The organism is Kitasatospora sp. NPDC086009 (assembly GCF_044540385.1).
GTDB lineage: Bacteria > Actinomycetota > Actinomycetes > Streptomycetales > Streptomycetaceae > Kitasatospora.
In genome coordinates this window covers 33,493-52,061 of record NZ_JBITSA010000006.1, presented here as the reverse complement: position 1 = coordinate 52,061, position 18,569 = coordinate 33,493, and the positions used below count along the sequence as shown (strand labels likewise).

The window sequence follows — 18,569 nt, the reverse complement described above, 5'->3', positions numbered from 1 at the left end:
TCGGCCCCGCCCCCGGGTGCCCCCACCCGGGGCAACGGCGCCCGGAGCGGGCGGTGTTCACCGGGTGGGGCGCGGAGCCGGTCAGCTGCTGCCCTTGATGGCCGGCCGCGGGTTGCGCTTGAACCAGAGCGGGAGGGCGGCTCGCAGTTCGGGGGTGAGCTTCCACGCCAGGAAGCCGCTCTTCATGTGCTTGTCGAGTTGCGTGACGAAGTCGTCCTCCGGACCGGTGTAGTCCTCGACGAACTTCATCACCCTCTCCGCCGATTTCGGCCTGACCGCTCCGTCGATCACATTCAGGGCCTCGGCCTCCGCCGCCCGCCGTGCCGCGGCCGCCTCCTCGGCCGCCCTGTCCGCGAGCCTCTCGTTCCAGGCGGCCTCGCCGTCCTTCGAGGGGAAGTACTTGAAGGCGATGTCCTTCCCCTTGGGCAGGTACGCGCTGGTGGAGTTGAGCCTGGACGTCTGCTTCCAGCCGTACTCGATGGTGCCCGGTACCTCCTTACCATCCCTCGTGTACGTGCGCTCCTGGTCCGAGGACGTCGACTTCTGCTTGGCGGCGATCGTGTACCCCACGTAGGTGCTGACCTTCGGGAACGCCTCCCGGAAGTCCTTGACGACGTCCTTGCAGCTCGCGCACGTGCCTCGGGAGGAGAGCACGGTGAGCACACCCTCGGGCTGGGGCGGCAGCTGGGCACCGGGCCGCAGGGCGGCCTTCTCCGGCGGCTTGCCGGAAGACGGCACCGGCGCGAAGCCCCAGTCCTTCATCTGCTGGTAGGCCTTCGCCAGCCCCTTCACCTCGGCGTCGTAGCGCTGCGTCCTCAGGCCGTTCTCCTGCGCCCAGCGGTCGGCGGCCTGGAGCGACCGGCTGCCGTTGATGGACTCGTCCCTGCCGTTGGTGACGGCCTCCGTGGTCTGCCAGCTCTTGTCGCCCTTCAACTCCAGGCCGATGACGGCGTAGGTCTTGGTCACGTCGGTGCCGGCGAAGAGCGGAGCGAGGAGGGAGTCGTCCAGTACCGCCCTCGCCACCTCCACGGTGTCGGGGTCCGGCTTCACGACGGTGTCCTCGGCGGTGTCCTCGGCCCTGTCCTTGCCCTTGCCCTCCGTCGCCTCCTCCGGCTTCCCCTCCCCGTCCGCGTCGGCCGCCGTCCGCTTGCCCGACAGCGCCATTTCGACCAGGTCGGACGTGAGGGCGTCGGTGCTCCTGGATTCGGTGCTCTTGGACTCGGTGCTCTTGGCGTCGGCGTCCCCGAAGACGTGCGCGCCGTCCACCGAGGTCGGGCCCTGGCGCTTCCAGCCGTCGATCTGCTGCCTGGTCGCCCCGTCGATCAGAGCAGCGGACTCGGTGTCCAGCCGGCCTTCGCGGTCCGGGGCGCCGAAGAACTCCCACGGCGCCCGGTGCGTCAGCGGTGCGCCCTGCCCGGGCATGGCGAGCACCGCCTGCCAGTCCGCCAACCGGACCGCACGGTCGGGGAAGAGCAGCGGATCGATCACCCGGCTCTCTCCCGCTGTCTCGACCAGCACCGCGACGTGGTGGTTCCACTCGTGGTCCGGGTGGAGCCGCCCGTGCTCAGTAGCGGGATAGGCCCAGACCTTGGCGAGGTGTTGGCGGCCGATCCCCGGGTCTGCCGCGGCGATGAGCTCGGACAGGGCGTGGGCCCGGAACTCGCAGTTCTGGGCGAGGTTGCCGCCCTCGGGGTTGTAGCGGCCCATCACCTCGGTGTGGAGCGCCTGGAACCGGTCGGCGGAGGGCAGTGGGACGGCGTGCTCGGCCAGGGCGTCGCGGCGGTCGGTCAGGTCTTGGCGCCGGTTCTCCGTTTCGTGGTTCAGCAGCCCCAGCAGCGCGTCGGCCGCCCGCACCGAGTGCACCAGGCCGACGTTCTGGATGGCCGTCAGCACATCGCGTTCGGCCCTGATCCGGGTGAAGACCGCATTCGGGGCGTTGCCGACCTCGGCCCTCCCCCACAAGGCCGCGAGCTGGTCGGAACGCCTGCCTACCACCCGCAGGAGGTCGCGGTAGTCCTCCGCCGAATCGGCGAGCTCACTGCCGGTGTCGTCGTCCGACACCATCTCCTCGTCCGAATCGGAGGGATCGTTCGGCCGGACGCGCTTGCCCGAGCTCGGGCCCTCGCCCGGATCCGAACCCGACCCCGAGTCCGAGTCCGAGTCCGAGTCCGAGTCCACGATCCCGCCCTTGCGCCGGCGTCCGGAGAACGCCACCGCGTCGCTGTGCGACGCCAACCGGTCGCCGTTCGGCGCGGACCGGTCCGGAATCACGGTGTAGCCCTCGGGCGCCGGCGTCGAGCGCGGCGGGAGCGTTCCGTTCACCGGCAGGTGGGCGCCGAGGGTACGCACCACGGGCGGGGCGTCGGGGGACGCGCCGCGCGGGGCCGTCAGGCTCACCCAGCCGCCGTCCTCCACCAGAACGGGACGGCCGGCACTGTCGAAGGCGACCTGCCGGGCGACCACCAGCGCCCCGGGGCCGTGCGGGTCGCTGCGGAACGGCCCCGAGACCGGGGGCGCGAACCAGGCCAGACCGCTGGGGGCGTAGACCTCCAGGTCCAGGCCGGGCAGGCGCAGGCGCAGCTCCCGCAGCACGCCGGCGGCGAACGACGTCTCGCCCTCGCGGGCCGACGAGCAGGCCACCAGCTGCACCGGCTTGTTCCCGTCCCAGGCCCGCTGTTCGTACAACGAGGCGAGCAGGTCGGCGACTTCGCCCTCGGTGACTCGGGTGTTCTGCCAGCGCGGCACGCCGTCGGGGCCGGTGTGCATCGCCACGGTGAGGAAGCGTTCGTCGGCGGGGAAGCGGTCCAGCGTCCCGGCCATCCGCCGGCGGGCCTGCTCGCCGACCGCCGGGTCGTCCAGCCGGTAGGCGCCCGAGGCCTCGTGGTGGACCAGCGCCTCGCGCAGCTCGCCGCGGCGGCCGGTGACCGGCGGGTCCGCAACCGGCGTGTGCTCGGGGCCAGGACCGAAGTGCCCGGCGTCGGGCACCGTCGTCAGCGCGGCCTCCGGGTGCGCGGACTCCTGCGACGCCACCTGGTCGGGTGCCGGGCGCTCGCTCCAGGGGCCGGGTCCGAACTCGGCGGGGCCCACGTAGAGGTCCGGCGCGCTGAGCTCGATCACCCGGTTGACCTCGGCCGGGTCGTCCTTGGGGCTGACGCCGAAGCTCAGCAGGCGCGGCGCGCCGTGCTCATCCGTGCGGCCGGTGGCGACGGCGACGTGGTCGCCCCGACCGAAGACGACGATGTCGCCCGCACGCGGGAGCGGCGTGTGCGGATCGTTCGCGTCGTAGGTGGTCCTGGTGTGCGGCAGCAGGCCGGCGATCAGGTTGGCCGTCCACTGGGGGCCCGTCAGGTCGGCCGCGTAGAGGTCGTGGATCCGGTCCCAGTTGATCAGCCCGGCCGTGTGGGCGGTGAGCAGGACGGACTCCCAGCAGTTGAGCGTGGTGTCCTGCGCGAACGGCGGCGGCTGGTCCGCCGGGCCTTCCAGCGCCCAGTCCGCGAAGGCGGTGCGCTCCAGGTCGAGGGCGCCCGAGGCACGCCAGTCCAGGACGACCCCGCGCTCGGACAGGCCGTGCATGGCCTGCGCCAGCTGCCGGCCGCCCTCCGCGGCGGGCAGGTCGAAGCGGCCGGCCAGGTGGTCGGCGCGCAGCGTCAGGAGGGCGTCCAGGACGGGCGGTGGCAGTGCGGCGCCGTCGGCCGGGTGGTCGAGGGCGCTGTGGTCGGTGCCGGCGAGCAGGTCCAGATCGTGCAGCCTGCGGCCCACCGCCGTCACGTCCGCGCTGCGGTTGGCACCGCCGGGGCCGACACTGGCGGAGAGCGTCAGGCCGAGCGCGCCGGCGTGCTCGGGTATCAGCGGCGAGGCGAGGTGTTCGGCCGTGGCCCGGACGAGCGGCTCGACGGTCGCCGGGGGCACCGGCAGCCTGAGCGGTGGGGCGTTGCGGTTCCTGGCCCGGGCCTCGATACGGCGCTGCAACGGCTCCGTGTCCTGCCGGACCTGTTCGGCCCGGTCCGGTGCCACGGCGCCGAGGTCCTCCAGTCGGCGGGTCAGTGCCAGGACGTCGGCCGGGCGGTTGTTGTTCCGTCCTTCGTCCCCGACGAACGCGCCGGAGGCCATCCGCAGGCCCGTCCGGGTGGCGGGGACGTCCCGGTTCGCGGCGGGCGGCAGGACGGCAGGTGGCTGGACGGCAGGTGGCTGGACGGCAGGTGGCAGCGGGGCGCTCTGCGGCGGAGCCTGCTCGGAAACCTGCGGCGTCTGCTCGGGAACCGGCGGCGTCTGCTCGGGAACCGGCGGAGCCTGAGCGGGCCGGCGCACCGCCGTCGTCGCACCGGTGTTCCCACCGGCCGGGGGTTCGGGCTGGCCGACGAGCTGCTCGGCCGTGCTGTGGACCTGGCCGTCGCCGCTGGTGGTCAGGCCGGTGCCGGCACCCGGGTGCGGCTGCGGGGCCGGGGCGGGCGCGGCGGTGGGGACCAGGACGTCCTGCGGGCGGTTGCGCTCCGGCATGGTGCCGGCCGGGCGCAGTTCCACCGTGAAGGTGTGGCCCTTCTTGGCCGCGAACGCGCGGAGCTTGTCGGCGATCTCCTCGGCCCGCTCCCGGGTGGGCAGTTGCTGGTCGCGCCGGGGGACGGGGGTGTCGCTCGGCCGCTGGTGGCTGATGACGACGTGGCGCAGGTCGCGCCAGGACAGCGGACCGTGGATCTGCGTCTCGAAGTAGCTGTTGGTGTCCATGCCTTCGGTGAGCATCCGCGCGCCGAAGTCCGGGTCGTGCCGGAAACCGGTCGCCTCGCCGAAGACCCGTTCCACCATCGCCGGTTCGCCCCACAGCAGCAGCGGCAGCAGGTGGGAGTCGGAGGTCACCGACAGGGCGCCCTTCTCGCGCGCCGTCCAGGAGTCGTTGGGGGTGTGGGTGACGCGGCCCCGGATGTCGTCGGACCAGTGCAGCGCGAACGCGCCGTAGCGGCGTGCCACGCCGAACGGCTGCAGGTCGGAGACCAGCGCCCCGTACTTGGGCAGCAGGGCGCGGTCGTCCTTCGCGGGCTTGAACCGGCTGTCGTCGCTGCCGGTGTCCTGGTAGAGGTGGCGGGTGTCGTGGCTGCGGCGCAGAGCGGGCGCGTAGCCGAAGTGCTCCTCGACGCCGCCGCGGCGCGAGGGGACGACCGCGGCCTGCGAGGCGCCGGTCTCCCAGGCGTTGCGGAACAGCCCCTGCTTGTCGGCCATCAGCTTGTCCAGCAGGGTCTTCGACTTCGATCCCCACCCGCCCAAGCCGCGGCCGGACGTGCCGAAGGTGGTCTGGCGGTTGGCGTTGAGCGGTTGGTCGAAGTGGAAGTTGGTGGCGATGTACATGGTGTCGCGCATGTGGTTCTCGACGTCGGTGATCAGCCGGTCGACCGCCTCGGGTGTGTCCCGGGGGTACTTCGCCGCCCACCGCCACTCGCCGGTGGGCGCGGTCAGCCGCTCGGCGAGCAGGGCGCGGTCGCGCTGCTCGAAGGCCATCGCCTTGCGTTCGACCATGACCAGGGCGGCCGCCTGGACCGGGTGCAGGGCGGTCCAGTCGACTCGGGCGCCGGTGAGGCGGTCCAGGAGCGCCGACTCGTGTGCCCCATCCTCCAGTGGGTGCTTCTGCGGCTCCCGCAGGTGCGCCACCAGTGCCAGGTCCCGCGCGCTGGGGACCATCCGCTGCTTGGACTCGGTGTCCAGGGCGTGGCGGTCGAGTTCGGCCTCGAGTTCGCGGACCTCCAGCTCCAGCGTGTCCAGCTGCCGGCGCCGGTGGTCCTCCTGCCAGGTCCCCGGGGCCGGCGTCTGGGTCCGCAGCCGTTCGATCTCCTCCTCGCGTACCCGCGCGGCGGCGGCGAGGTCGCTCCCGTCGTGGTCGAGGAAGGTCGTGAAGGCGGACCGGAGCCTCTCCTGCGTCCGGTCGATCTCCCGTTGCAGCTGCCGGCGTTCGGGGCTGCCCTCGGGCAGGTCGGCGAGCCGCCGGCGCAGGTCGCCCAGCTGGTCCCCCGCACGCTCGGCCCGGAACGGGTCGAGGGCGTCCGGGCCGGGCATCCGCACCGGGACGTCGGACGGGTGGTCCGTCAGGCGCATCGGCCCGCCGTCGAGCGGCGGCCGGGCGTTCCCGTCCTGGGCGGCCGGCGCGGTGCTCTCGCCGTGTTCCGCCAGGACGGTGATCTCGTCGTGGGCGTCGATGACGGTGCGGACGGTGGGGGTGTTCTCGTCGGTCCCGTGCGCGGCGGTGGTCTCGGTGACGGTGCGGTGAGCGGCCGTGCCCGGGTCGCCGCCGGTGTCCCTGCCGGTGGGGTGGACGGTGACGAACCCGGGGCGGTCCTGGCCGGGCCGGCGCAGCTGGACCAGCCTGGTGCTGCCGTCGGCCTCCTTGGCGACGTAGGTCTTCCCGGTCGTCGCGTGCACGGTGCGCCCGGTGGCGTCGGCGATCAGCCCCAGGTTCACGCGGGACAGGCCCGCCTCGCACGCCAGCAACACGACCGGCGACTCCTCCGCCCGGGCGGACAGGCTCGCCCGGCGGTTCAGCATGCCGCCGAAGTCCCGGTACGAGACGGACTTGTAGCCCTCCGTGCCGGCCGGCGTGCGCACGGCGACCTTCAACCAGTTCCCGGCGCCGTGCAGGTTGGCGAAGTACGGCTTGCTCTTCGGGTCCCACGGCACGTGCACGTCCGCGTCGTCGCCGTCGCGCTCGCCGGGCTTGTTCTCGCCCCGATGGACGGCCGCCCAGTCGAAGCCGCCGTCGGGGCGGACGGCCCGATTTGGCGCGAAGTCCGGGTTGGCGACCTGGTTCTCGGCGGCCGTCCGCTCCGAGGGGAAGTTCAGGTGCGTCTCCCGGCGCAGGCCGAAGTCCGCCTCGGTGTGGAAGGAACGCCCCACGTCGGCGCCGTCCTCGCCGACGATCGCGTGGGTCACCAACTCGCCGTCGGTGAAAAGCTGGTGCCGGTCGGAGCCGTTGTCGAGGACGCTCGGTGCGTCCGGCGCCTCGGGCACCACGTCGGGGTCGTACCAGTCGAACGGGAGTTCGATCGACTCGAAGCTGACGTGCTCGGCCAGCTTCTGCGCGCGAAGGCTCCCGCTCACGTCGCCGATCTTCGTGGCGTCGTAGACCAGCGGATCCCGCACGTAGGGTTCGCCTCCATCGGACGGTGTGTCGTCGCTGGAGCGCCAGAGGACCGAGACGGATTCGCCCTGGTGGCTGATCGTCACCTCCAGGAACTGTCCGCTCAACTTCTCGTGGGGGTGCTCGATCCTGACGGTCTTCTGGGAGCCGTCCGGCGACCACGACTCCGTGATGCGGTGGTAGGGCTCGAGGTCGTGGGGGTAGGCGGTCCGCAGCGAGCCCTCGCTGAAGAACCGGGTGAACGCCTGGAACGCATCCGGCATCGACATGCTGCTGGACGAGTTCGCGACCTCGGCCCGGATGTCGTCGACCGACATGGGGTCGGTGTCCACCCGGATGACGTGGAAACGGCCGTCCTCCTCCCGCGCGATCACTCTCAGGTGGCTGGGGCCGAGCGTCACCTCGGACTGGTTCTCGTTCACCGGCGCCGGGTCGTTCTCCGCCCTGGCGTGGCCCGGCGGGAACGACAGCGCCAGCATGGGATGGGACAGCGGCACATGGATCTCGAACAGCGCGTAGTTGTCGGCTCCGCCCCCGTTCGCCATCCAGTCCTGGACGAACTGCCGGTCGAAGGAGGTGGACGACGGCAGCAGTTCGGTGAAGACGTCCCGTTCGCGACCCTGGGGGTCCATCCGAACCGCCCGGTACAGGTTCAGCGATCCCTCCGTCGCCTGCGCCCCGGCCGGTTGGATCGCCTGCGCGTGGTCGAGGAACGCCTGCACGTCTCCGAGCAGGGACTCGTACCGCTCTCCTTCACGGACCCTGAGCATGCCCTCGTCGTCGCGCTTGCTCGTGAACGCGCCGTTCCTGATCCGCCCCATGAACTCGCGGAGTGCCGGGTTCTCGGCCGCGGCGGTGAGGTGACGCCGGGCCAGGTCCACCGCGACCGGATCGACAGGGACCGGCGGCGCGCCGGCCGGCCGGTGGAGGTCGCCGCCCGGGTCGGGGACGCGGTCCGGGTCGGGGTCCGGGTCAGGATGGGGGTCGGCCAGGTCGTCGAGTGACCAGTCCCCGACCAGGTGCTCGTCCGGGAAGCGCCCTTCCGGCGCCACGTCCGTCCGCAGCTCGTGCTCGGTCAGCGGTGCGAGGAAGCGGTAGCGGTGGTAGGTGTCGCTGTAGGCGAGGTCCGTCCTGGTGAGGTTCGGATCCGCGCGCTCCTCCGGGGTGAGGCTCTCCGAGAACAACCGGGAACCGGTCATGATCTCGTGGAAGGTGTGGTCGTCCGACTCCACCATCCAGCCGAGCAGCCCCAGCCTCAACAGCTCGAAGTCGACGGGCTCGGCCTTCATGTCGGCGAGGGCCGCTCTGCCCTCCTTCGTCCTGGCGAGCTCCTTGACGGCCTGGAGCATCCCGAAGGCCGTGCCGGAGGTGCCGCTGACGACCAGTCCCCCGCTGTCGTGGGCGTCCTGCTGGAACTTGGAACCGAGCTTGTAGTGGAAGCTCTTGGCACCCGGTTGCCAACCGAGCCGGCCGTCCTTGTCCACGGCGCTGTACCACTCGCCCCGGCCCAGCGGCGGGTTGACGTCGAGGGGGTTGCGGTCGGTTTCGAGAATGCTCCTGGCCCGGCGCTCCGCCGCCTTCTGCGCGCCGTCGACGACCTGCTTGCGGTTCCAGTCCCCGATCTGCTCGCTCCGGCGCTGGGCGTAGTCGTCCCGGATGCGGTCGATGACGGGTCCGTACGGCTCGTCGGTGCGGAACGATCCGAATGGCGCCTCCTGCTCGGACTCGCCGACGGGCCCCTTCAGCAGTTCCCCGTAGACCTTCTTGATCTCCGCGGTCAACGGGTTGACGACCTCGGCACCGATGTCGTGGCGGTCCGCCCGTTCCCGCGTCAGCTGCTCCGGTCGCGGCAGCTGCCGCTGTCGGACGAGCTTGGCGAAGTGGTTGGAGGTGTAGCCGTTGTAGAGCAGCGCCATGCGCTCCCGGAGGTTGCCGCGGTCGACGACCTCCTGCAGCAGGTGCCGGTCGGTACCGACCATGCCGGTCGTGCCCGTGCTCCTGGAGCCGAACTTGACCTTGTCCTTGTCACCGGTGGTCATGGCCCAGGCCAGGTCCACGACCTTCTTGACCTCGCGCTGGACGTCCTCGCGCTGGAGCAGGTGAGTGGCCAGCCGCTGCTCGAAGGCCTCGGCGTGCTCGCGGTAGGCGATGCGCCTGAGGTCCCTGGGCGAGGCGGGCGGGGCGGCGTCCAGGACGGCGTTCATCGGGACCGGATCCGGCTCGCGGACGGGGCCGGGCATGTCCTGGCTCCGCGGGTGCTGGGCCGCCTTGTCCTGGTGCGCCTTGATCAGGTAGCCGTCGAACTCCGGGACGAAGTCCTCGGTCCGGTAGTGGTTCCAGAGCGCTTCGCCCTCCTTCACCTTCAGACCGGCGATCCGCAGGCCGCTCTGCTTGTCCGCGGGCTGCGTCCCTTCCCGGAGGAGGCCGTCGTAGAAGCGGGGGTGGAACTTGAACTGCGTCCCGTCGGTGAGGAAGTCGTACTTCGCCAGCGTCTGCGGAACTTCCTTGTCCGTCCAGTTCTGGGTGATGTTCTCCACCTTCAGGCCCGTGGCCCCGCGGGAGAGGGCGAACTCCATGACCACCGGCAGGTTGGAGAGGGTGTCGCTGTAGGCGGCGGCGTGACCGAAGTCGTGGCCCGTGTAGAGCCCGGGCCCCAGCTGGGACCACCCCTCCTTGTTCTTGACCGCGCCGATCTTGCCCTGGATCAGGTACCCCCGCAGCGTCACGGCATCGGTCACCCGGAAGACCGGCTGCCCGGGCTCCATGGTGACGACGACCATGTCCGGCTGGACGCGGCCGGCCAGCTCCTTCGCCACCTGCGGGTCGACGGGACGGGTGGTCTCCACCGCCACCGGCGCCCGGGTGTCGGGGCGCAGCGCCGAGTAGTGCGCGGCCAGGCCCTCACCGGGATCGCGGTAGACGTGCACCTCGCGGCCCTGCACGTCGGAGTTGTACGCGGCGCGGGTGTTCCCCTGGTGGACCACGAGGTGGATGCCGAGGGCGTGGGCGATGATGACCGGCGCCTGGTCGTAGAAGGAGGTGTTCCACAGGGACCGGTTGCGCAGCCCCATGTCGTACAGGTCGCTCATGCGCAGGTTCCCGAGCTGGTCGGCGGAGAGCGTCGACGGCTCGTCCCCGGGGTTGCGGCGCACCTGCCAGGTCCGGGTCCGCTCGTCGGGTTCCAGACGGTCCTGGGGCCGCTGGCCGGTGTTGTCGGCGTTGTGGCGCAGCACGGCGCCGGCGTCACTGCGGAACCACTGCGACGCCAGCTCGCGCAGCCCGTCGACGGTGAGGTCGCCGTGCTGCCAGCCGGCCAGCTCACGAGCGCCGGCGAGGACGGCGTGGAGCAGGCAGTCGCCGTCGCCCGGCACATCGACGACGTGGTACAGCCGGCCCCCGTCCAGCACGTTCACGCGTGATTCGTGCACCGGGGCGGGAGCGTTCGGCGCCCTGCTGGTGGCGACGTCGCCGGCGCGGGTGGCGCTGCCGGTCGGGGTCAGCGCGCCGGAGCCCTCGGTCTCCGGGTGCCGCTGCGTCAGCGGCGCTTCGACCGTCTCCGGGTGCCGCTGCGTCGGTGGCACGTCCACCGTCTCCGGGCGGGGGCGCTCCTGCCCGAGCGGCAGGTCACGCAGGACCGGGCCCGAGCGCAGGACGTCCTCGATCCGCTCCAGGTGCCGGGGCAGCACCGTGAAGTCGTCCCGGTGGGCCGAGGTGCCCATCACACCGTTCTCGCCCGCCCACCGGTCGCGGCGGCGCAGCGCGAACGCGTCGCCCGGCTTCGCCGCCGGTTCGACGTACTCGTCCGGCAGGCCGAGGTAGTGCAGCGCCTCGTGCAGCAGCACGCCGGGCGGGCTCTCGTCGGACCAGGTGAACTGGTCGCTGCGTTCGCGACCGGGAACCACGGTGACCGTCTGGTGCGCGCCGGCCGCGTCCGGCGTGCCGTCCACCCGCAGGTGCACCTGGTCCCCGCCGGGCAGGCGGAATCGCTCGTTGAAGCGTTCGTCGACCACCGACCGGACCCGGTCGAGCATCCGGGTGGCCTCGTGCGCGGGCAGCGGGCGGCCGTCCGGCCCCTGCAGGTGCAGGTTCAGCGTGAACTCGGTGACCCAGTGCCCGGGACGGACCTCGAAGCGCCGCGCGTCGTAGCTGATCGTGGTGTCGGCGCCGTGCAGCCCGCCCAGGCTCAACTGCCGGGCCTCGTACTGCTCGCGCACCCCGGGCCCGGCGATGGCGCCCGGCCCCCCCTGACCGCGCACCAGGGGGTCGAAACGCACCGTCTCCATCCGCGCGGGCGGCGCCGACGTGCGGATGTCGGCCCAGGACGAGGCGGGCAGCACCGTGCCCGTGCCCTCCGGCGGCGCGACCGGCCCCGGCTCCCGCACCGGCAAGGGTACGGCGGCGGGCCCGGCCGGCGCCTGGGCGGGCTGGTGCACCGCCGTCGCCGCCCCGGTGTTCCCGCCGGCCGGGGGCTCCGGCTGGCCGAGGAGCTGTTCGACCGCGCTGCGGAACTGGTCGTTGGCGTCGGCGCTCAGGGACTCGCGCCAGGCGTCCAGGTACTCGCGCACTTCGCCGGTCGGGTTGTCCAGGTCGTGCAGGAAGGTGGCCAGCTCCGCGGTGTTCCCGGTGGCGAGCGCCGCGGAGGCCTCACCGATCCGGTGGCCGCCCTGTGACGGGGTGCCGTTCGGTGCCAGCGTCCAGGGGCGGGTCTCGCCGCCCGGGCGGGCCGAGATGCCGGGGGTGGCGAGGGTGAGGATCTCCTGCCACGTGTTGGCGCCCTCGGTGACGACCAGGGTCGAGTAGCGCTCGAACAGTTCCATCACCGCCGGCTCCACGCGTCCCAGCCGCAGCTGGTGGGCGCCGCGGTCGTCGGACGGCGCGTCGGAGAGGCCCCGGAGGCCGGCCAGCAGCTCCGCGGGGTTCTGTCGCTCGTTCGGCCCGGCTCCCAGCAGGACCACGACCGACGGACGGGGCGGGCCGGGGACATCCCGCAGCGCGGCTTCCATCCGGGCGGCCATGTCCCGGTGGCGGACCGTGCCGTCGATGGAGTCTCCGTAGTAGGCGGTGGCCAGCCGGATCTCGCTGTTCTGGGCGCGCCGCAGGAGGTCGGCGACCAGGTACGGAACCGGGTCGTCGGCGCCGGTGGCCGCCGGCCAGTGGTCGCGGACGTGGCCCGGGAGGTCCTCCGGGACGGGCTGCGGGCGGAAGGGGTAGGTGACGGTGGCGCCCTGGTCGTGCCAGAGCTCCGCCAGGACGTCGTCCCCGCGGCGGATCTGCCGGGGGTGGCTGTCCCACAGGAAGGGCTGCAGGACCAGGACGTCCGGATCCTGCTCCCCGGTCATCTCCCGCAGGGACGAGGTCAGGTTCTGCTCGAAGTAGCCGGCCGTGTCCCCGCCGTGCGGAGCGTCCAGGGCGGCGAAGACGGTCAGCGTCCGGCCCTGCCCGGAGGACTGGGCGCCGGCCGTCAGGACGTCGGAGGTCAGGTGCTGGTCGGGACTGATCGGCCGGTCGCGGTTGTCCTCCCTCGTGACGGAGTCCCGGAAGTCCTGCTGGATCTGCGGATTGTCGCCCAGGTACCGGCTGCGCACGGGTGCGCTCGGCCTGCTGGAGTCCAGCCAGGCCCCCTCGGGCCTCGCCCCGCTCCAGGCGAAGTACTTCCAGTACGTCTCCACGTCGGCGGCGATCCGCCGCGCGACCGGGTTGTACGCGACGTCCAGCGGCGCTCCCGCCGGGTGTGCGGTCACCCGCATCCCCTGGTGGACGCCCGTCCACGGACTGTGGAACAGCTCGTAGGAGCGCCGCGGGTGCGCCAGGTCGGCCGAACGGCCGAGCCGTTCGGCGTAGAACGGCGCCTTGCCGCGCGCGAACGTCAGGTGGACCTCGCCGGAATAGCCCATCCTGGCCAGGCCTTCCAGCACTCGCAGGAAGGCAACCTGGTGGCCGCTGCCGGGTGAGCCCGGGTCGACCAGGCTGATCCGCGGGTAGCGCTCGCTCAGTTGATGCCCGAGTGCGGCGTCGGCCGGGGACACGGTCGGCGTCCCGCCGGTGTGCGGCGGCAGTGCGGCGAGGTGCTGTTCGTCCTCAGCGCGGTGCTGCTCCCGGATCTCCTGGACCGGCCCGTGCGAGGGCACCGACACGAACGGCGCGGCGACGGGCTGTCCCGCACCACCACCCGGTGCGGGAGGCGCCAACGGGCCACCCGGCGGCGGGGGCGGCGGACCGCCCGGCGGCGGGGGTGCCAACGGACCGCCCGGCGGCGGCGGGGGCGGCGGACCACCCTGGGCCGGGGGCGCCAACGGACCGCCCGGCGGCGGGGGCGGCGGAGGCGGCGGGGCCTGCGCGGGCGTGCGCTGCGCCACCGGGTAGACGGCGTCCTCGGTGGCCTGACGCTCCCTCCCGGCCGGCACCTGGTGTACCGGCTCCTGCACCTCACGGCGGGACCCGGTGCCCTCGTGGTCCTGCCCGGTCGTCAGGAGCGTCGGGCGTGCCCGCTCCTGCGACGGCCCGGCGGTCGCGGGCCCCCCGTCCCCGGGTGCGGGGGTGTGAGGGCGGCGGTCGCCCTGCTCGGCGAGCTCGTGACCCTCGGGCCGGACCCCGTCCCGCTTCGTGCCCGAGGACGGCTCCCGGACGCTGTCCCGGGGACGGACGAGGGGGCCGGACGGGGTGAGCGGCCCGGGTACGGGGGTCGGCTCGGGCTTCGTCTCGGGCTTCGTCTCGGCTTCGGGCTTGGTCTCCGCTTCGGGCCTGGTCTCGGCTTCGGGCTTCGTCTCGGCTTCGGGCTTCGTCTCGGCTTCGGGCTTCGTCTCGGCCTCGGCCTTCGTCTCGGCCTCGGGCTTCGTCTCGGCCTCGGGCCTGGGCTCGGGCCGTTCCTCGGACGGGCGGCGGCCGAAGACGTTCTCGTTGGCCGCTTCGTGGCCGCGCCAGTGCTCGCCGTTCAGGTCCTCCGGACCCCAGTGGTCCTTGTAGGCGTCGAAGAACTCGCCGCCGTAGCGGGTCTTCAGCTCCTGGACGGTCTCGTCCGACACCTTGCGGCTCTCGGCGAGGCGGTCGTAGCCGACGGCGGCGTGCTCGCGGGCGGGGAGTACGGCGCGTTCGAAGGCGACGTGCCGGTCCAGGCCCTCCGTCAGCCGCTCCCGTTCGAGGCGCCACTGCTCCAGCCGCTCGGGCAGGCCGGCCTTGTGGTCGGCGTCCGCGTCGCGCAGCAGGGAGCGGAAGTTCTCCTCGAACGCGGCGCGGATCCGCTCGGTGTAGCCCTCGCGCACGCGCCGGGCCGCGGCGGAGGCCGGCGGTTCGGAGCGGTCGGTGCGGCTGCCGCGCGCCGGCCGTCCCAGGGCCGTCTCGACGGAGGCGGCCGTCGCCGTCCCGTGGCCGGTGCCGTCGGCGGTGTCGGGGCCGCCCAGATCGTGCGGGACCTTGGTGCGGGCGGTGTCCTCGGCGGCGCGCAGCGCCTCCTCGCGGGCGCCGTGCAGGGCCAGCAGGCGGTTGATCTCGGCCGGGTCGGTCAGCCGGTCGAGTTCCTCCTTGAGCCGGGCCGGGTCGCGATCGGCGGCGGTGTGCTCGGTGACCGCGCGGTCGGTGAGGCGGGCGAGCTGGGCGCGGGCGGCGGCCACCGCGCCTTCGGACGGGCCGGCGGCCAGGCCCAGTGCGCTCAGCGCCTCGGCACCGAACTGCTCGGGGGCACTGGTCTTCCAGGCCCCGACCGCGTCCTTCACCGCGTCGATGGAGCGGTTCAACACGGTCTCGCGGACCGCCTGGACGGTGAAGTCGTGGGACAGGCCGCCGCGGTGGCTCTCGAAGACGTCCCGGAAGTCGGCTTCGAGCCGGTCCCTTCCCCTGCGGGTGGGGTCGGAGGGGGCGAGGTCGTCGCCGTTCTCGTCCTCGATCGTCAGGAACGTGTCCTCGTCCCGGCGGCCGGTGCCCGGCCCGTTCTCGTCGGCGTCCAGGGCCGTCCGCTCCTGGTGACGGCCGTGGACCTCGGCGAGCCGCTCGCGCATGGCCTCGGCGACCTGGTCGCGCGCCTCCTCCGACACCCGGGCGTCCTTCGGCACGCCGAGCGCGTCCAGCAGCGCGCGGTCCGACTCGGAGAGGTTCTCCCGCTTCCAGTCGGCGTGGGCGTCCTCCACCGCCCGCTCGATGCGCGCGGTCTGCGTGGCGCGGGCCTGCCGGACCTCCAGGTCCCCGGCGGCCCGGCGCAGCCGGTGTTCCAGCGCCCGGGTGGCCAGGGCGTTGCGTTCGGGGGTGAGATCGGCGCGGGTGGCGTACAGCTGGGAGATGTCGCGTTCGGCGTCGGAGCGGAAGCGCTCGGAGACCTCCCGGCGGATCTCCGCACTCGGGTGGTCGCCACCGGTGGCCGCCGGGTCGAGGCCGCGCTCGGTCAGCAGGTGGTCGAAGCGGGCGACGGCGATCCGCAGGGCGAGTTCGCGGGCGCCGGCCAGCTCCAGGCGGTCGGCGGCGCCGGCGAGGATCTCCTCCCGCTCGTGCGGGCGGGCCTCGATGTCGCTCTGCACGTCGGCGGCGGTGCGTCGCCACGCCTCGGTGCCCGGGCCGGTCAGGGCGCGCAGTTCCCGGGGCAGCTCGGCGTGGCCCTCGATGAGGTGTTCCTCGACCTCGCTGTGCAGGGCTTCCTTCGCCTCGGCCTCGGCGAGCACGGTGTCGTGCCGCTCGGCGAGCTCCTGCTGCTTGTCCTGCCAGGCCGTGCGCCGCTCGTCGCCGGCGGGCACCTTGGCGTGCTCGGGTGCGTCGACCCGGTGGTAGGCGTGACCGGAGGGCGTGTGGGTGGTGATGGGGACGGGCGGGCCGTCGGGGTCGTGCGGGTCGGTGGGACCGTCGGGCCTGGGACCGCGGGGCGGGGTGGCGGGCGGCACCGGCCCGTTCGGGGCGGGGCGGTTCGGGTCCGCGACCGGCACGTCCGGGGTCCTGGGCTCCGGGCCCTTGGGGTCCGGGGTCTGGGGGTCCGGGGTCTTCGAGCCCTCGGCCGGTACGTCCGGGCGGTTCGGGTCGAGGCGGCCGGGCGGGGTCGGCGCGGTGGCGTCGCCGGGGCCGTCGGTGCTGGTGCGCAGGGGCGGCGGCACCGGGGCCGTGCTCCGGTCACCGTTCGCGGGCGACTGCGGTTGCGGCTGCGGGCCGTTGTCCGTCCCCGCTCGTCCGCCCGCTCCCCCGGGGCCGCCCGTCGCGTTCCTGGGCTCGCTCAGGGGCGGTTCGGCGTGCTCGTCGACGACCGTGGTGCGGCGCGCCGGGTCGGGCGCGGGCGCCTGCGGCTGGGGCTTCGTGCTGCCCTGGTTGTTGGCGTCCGCGGACGCCGTCGCGGTCCTGCCGCGCTCCCCGGCGCCGGCGTTCTCGGGCCTGGGGCTTTCGGGCCTCGGGGTCTCGGGGCTCTCGGGCCCGCCACCCGTTCGGGTCCTGGGCGCGGGTGAGGGAGCGGCGCCGTCCCGGTGGCCGGGGGCTGCCGGGGACGCGGAAGACGAACCGGGCGCGCCCGTCCGGCCGTCGCCCCGGGACTGCGTCTCGACCGGTCGCGCGGGGGCTTTCGGATCCCACCCGCCGTCGACCGAGGAGGTGTGGCTGGTCTTGCCCTTGGGGTCGGCGAGGACACCCTCGCCGTTCTCCGCCGGGTGGTGGCTCCCGGACCCGAGGACGGACGCCAGCGAGCCGGCGCCCGACTTGAGCCCGGCGCCGTCGCCGCCCGACAGTCGCGTCCCGGCGATCTGGTCGATGTGCCCGGGCCGGGGCACCGGGAGCGGCGCCGAGTACCCGCCCATGTTGCTGATCACCGAGAGGAAGGTCAGCGGGTGGAGGTATCCGTAGTTGTCACCGCTCTCCGGGGTGACGCGCGAGCTCTCCAGGCCGCGGACGAAGTCCGCGTACCGCAGGGTCAGCGGCGAGGCCAGCCCGATGATCATGTGCCGCATGCCGGCCATCATGAAGCCGCCGACGAAGCTCATGCCGCTGGCTTGCCACTCGCCGTTGTAGATCGTGTTGTAGATGCCCTCGGTGAGGTACTGGTTGATGCCCGACTCGATCATGCTGCCCAGCACGTGCCCGAGGTAGAACATCTTGTTCATCCTGTTGACGCCGCCGGCGAGTTCGGGAATCTTCTCGACCAGCAGCTTGAGTTCGGGCGTGAGCGCGACCTTGCCGGCGTCCTTGGCGAGGTTCTCCAGGGTTTCCTTCAGCGCTTCCTGACTGCTCTCCTTCGCCACCGTCTTGAGCGAGTGCTGGGCGAACTGCTTCCCGACGTGCTCGCCCATCTCCCGGGCGAGCTTCTTGCCCAGTTCCTGCCCGAGTTCCTTCTCGAAGAGCTCCCCGAGCTGGCGCACGAACTTCTCGCCGGTCGCGGCGCCCACCTTGCGCCCGGCCTTGAAGCCCTTGGACAGGTACTGGGCGTTCTCCTTCAGCAGCGTGCTGATGCCCCTGGCGAACCGCTCGGCCGCCTCGTTCCCGAGCAGGTGGCCCAGGCCCTGACCGGCCTCCTTGCCCGCGCCCTTGAGGGCACCGGCCGCCGCGCCCTCACCGAGCTCCTTGCCGACCCCCTTGAGAGCTCCGGCCGCCGCGCCCTCACCGAGTCCCTTGCCGATCCCCTTGAGGGCACCGGCCGCCACTCCCTCGCCGAGTTCCTTGCCCGCCCCCTTGAGGGCACCCCCGGCCAACCCCTTGATCACGTCGTTGAGGGCGCTCTGCACGAACAGCTTGGCCAGGCGGGGGCCGAGCAGCTTGCCCAGGCCCAGGCCCAGCAGGTTCAGCGGCCCGCCGATCGCACCGCTGAGAGCGCCGAAGATCGCCGCCTGCTTGGTGAGCTCCGTGTCCCACTCGTGCCGGTCACCGCGCTTGAACTGGATGCCCTGGATGATCGAGTCCAGGATCAGGCCGCCGACGATGCCGCCGAAGGCGTGCAGGGCGATCAGCTGCGCGAGCTTCTTCAGCAGCTGGATCAGGAACTGCCTCGTCAGGATCTTCTTCCACTCCAGCGCCACGAGGGAGGCACCGCCGGTGAAGATGGACCAGGCGATGGCGAAGGCGATCTCGATGACCAGCTGGACGAGCTGGCCGATCGCCATCCACTTGGTGTACTCGACGGTGTTGGCGACCTTGCCGGCCAGTTCGGCCAGCTGGGTGCAGAGACCGGCGGCGTTGCGCAGGGGGTCGGTGGCCGGGTCCGAGCTGGTGAACCGCCCCCACTCCTTCTGGAAGGCCTTGGCGGCCTCGCCCTCCATCCTCGTGTTGCAGGTCTGGACCGCGTCGAGGATGTACTCGCTCAGCTTCGGCAGGTCCTGGGCCAGCGCGAGGTAGTCGTCCCGGACGTCCCGCAGCAGCCCCTCGTCGCTCTCCGGCCAGGGCATGCCGCTGATGGCGTGGAAGAACGCCGCCACACCCGGGGAGACGTGGATGGACGAATGGGACATGGCGCAGGGCCTCCGGGGGCGGGGCTGGCGGTACGAAGGTGCGGGGCGGGCGAACT

General features: G+C 73.1%; 1 protein-coding gene. It reads right to left on the bottom strand.

Annotated elements, in window-relative coordinates; genetic code table 11:
• Positions 1–81 precede the first annotated feature (81 nt).
• On the bottom strand, positions 82–18,513 hold the full coding sequence (locus ACIF6L_RS16825; RefSeq protein ID WP_396488634.1) for a protein-glutamine glutaminase family protein: 18,432 nt from the start codon (positions 18,511–18,513) through the stop codon (positions 82–84).
• Positions 18,514–18,569: the final 56 nt, after the last annotated feature.

What these genes read in the sequence shown, in the direction of transcription:
- ACIF6L_RS16825 (WP_396488634.1), bottom strand. Translation starts at nt 18,513, where the DNA reads ATGTCCCATTCGTCCATCCACGTCTCCCCGGGTGTGGCGGCGTTCTTC.